Source organism: Sulfuricurvum sp. (assembly GCF_049587615.1).
Lineage (GTDB): Bacteria > Campylobacterota > Campylobacteria > Campylobacterales > Sulfurimonadaceae > Sulfuricurvum.
In genome coordinates this window covers 1-1,976 of record NZ_JBAVEF010000010.1, presented here as the reverse complement: position 1 = coordinate 1,976, position 1,976 = coordinate 1, and the positions used below count along the sequence as shown (strand labels likewise).

Below are 1,976 nucleotides of genomic sequence, written 5' to 3'. Positions count from 1 at the left end.
GGTCACAGTGGGTTGGTGGTCAGATTCGCCGCCAATGGGCGAGGTGACTAGCGCTGAACCTCAGCTAACCCGCGGCGTACCGTCCTTGGCCCTGGGTCCCGGCATCCTGCCGGGACGACGGCTTTGGTGAACGGCCTCTACTTCGTCACTCCGGCAGCGACTGCCGGAGTCCGTGCGCCCGTGATGGCGCTAAGTCTGCACGGTGAAAGTCCGTGTCCGAGTATGCCAAAGCTCGGTAGCCGAAGGTAACTGCGTCGCCGCGAGGCGGGGTGGAGAGCAACCGGAGGCGAACGATCAGTCCGTAGGGTACGAACCCGATTCGGCGGGGTGTTGCGGCGAGCCTGCGGGTTCAAGGCGAAGCTTGAAAAGCAGTGGCCACGTTGAGGTGGCGAGAACAAACGATGGTCATGCGACATAACGTGTTTGGGGACGGAATGATCGGAAGGCGGAGCGCAGTAAACGGGGAGACCTGCCCGTGGAGGTGACGGCGGGCAGGAGTCAGAGCCCTCATAAGAGCGGCGTACCTGTCCTCGTCGCGGCTAAGGTGGCGATATTGTGGCACCGCCGGGAAACCAGGCGGCCAACAGAGAACACAAACAGACACCTAAGGTCGTGACGGGGCGGATGCGAGAGCCCGGGGTAATGCCTGGGGGAGCAAAGGGGGGCAGGAAGGTTGATCTGCGAAGTCCAACGAGACGGAGGCGAGATGCCGAGTGCGTCAGTGCCCGAGAGGGCTAAACAAGCATGCCCGACCCGCGATCCGCGTCAGTGGACCTGGGTTGAGCCGACGGTGTGGACGGAACGGATGTTGGCGGCCCTGGTGGACGGGGTCAAAGGAGGTAAATGGTACAGTCTGTGGGACAAGGTATGGGCGCGCGGGACGCTGGAAGCGTCCTGGGATAGAGTGAGGGACAATAACGGTGCGGCCGGGTTGGATGGGGTCAGTGTGGAGCGTTTCGCGGCCCAGGCAGGGCGCTATCTGGACGAGTTGGAACTGGCGTTGAAGGCCGGGCGCTACAGCCCTCTTGGGGTGCGGCGGACCTACATTGCCAAGCGCGACGGCGGACGCCGTCCGCTGGGCATCCCGGCGGTCAAGGACCGGATCGTTCAAGGCGCCCTCAAGCGGGTGCTGGAGCCGATCTTCGAGTGGGAGTTCCTGGACACCAGCTACGGCTTTCGTCCGGGGCGCGGTTGCAAAGACGCGCTGCGCGAGGTCGATGGGTGGCTCAAGGAAGGCTACACCTGGGTGGTGGATGCCGACCTGGCGAGCTACTTCGATAGCATTTCCCATCAGGGACTTATGGATGAGCTTGGCGAGCGGATCAGCGACGGCGCGGTGCTGGAGTTGATCGAGCGGTACCTCGTCCAAGAGATCTTCGACGACCTCAAGCACTGGACCCCGACCCAGGGCACGCCGCAAGGAGCCGTGCTCAGCCCGCTGTTGGCAAACCTCTATCTGCACCCGCTCGACCGGCTGATGAACGCCGAGGGGCATCGCATCGTGCGTTATGCCGATGACTTCGTGATCCTCTGCGCCAGCGAACAAGAAGCCCAAGCGGCTTTGACCAAGGTGAGAACCTGGGCCGAAGCGCGCGGCTTGCGCCTGCATCCGGACAAGACCCACCTTGGGGACTGTCGGCAGCGCGGACAGGGCTTCCAGTTCCTGGGCTATCGCTTCGAGGCCGGGCGACGCTGGGTGCGCAAGACGAGCCTGACGGCCCTTAAGGACAAGATCCGCAGCAAGACGGGACGCTCCCGCGGTGCGAGCCTGGCGCAGATCGTCGCCGATCTCAATCCGATGCTGCGGGGCTGGTTCGGCTACTTCAAGCATGCCTACCGCAGTGAGTTCCCAAGCATCGACGGTTTTGTGCGTCGGCGCCTACGGTCGATCCTCCGTTGCCATGAACGGCGCACGGGTCGGCTGGGCCAGTCGTTGGAGGACCACCAACGCTGGCCTAATACCTTCTTCGCTGGGC

General features: G+C 63.8%; 2 protein-coding genes. One reads left to right on the top strand and one right to left on the bottom strand.

What is annotated here, in order from left to right:
* Nucleotides 1-137: 137 nt before the first annotated feature.
* Entirely contained in the window at nt 138-353 is a 216-nt protein-coding gene (locus WB308_RS00430) for a hypothetical protein (protein ID WP_424187877.1), read from the bottom strand.
* A gap of 353 nt (nt 354-706) precedes the next feature.
* On the opposite strand from WB308_RS00430, the gene ltrA reads away from it, so the two are divergent.
* Nucleotides 707-1,976, top strand: a 1,270-nt coding sequence (ltrA, locus tag WB308_RS00425; RefSeq protein ID WP_424187875.1) for a group II intron reverse transcriptase/maturase, incomplete at its 3' end; no start/stop codon positions are given.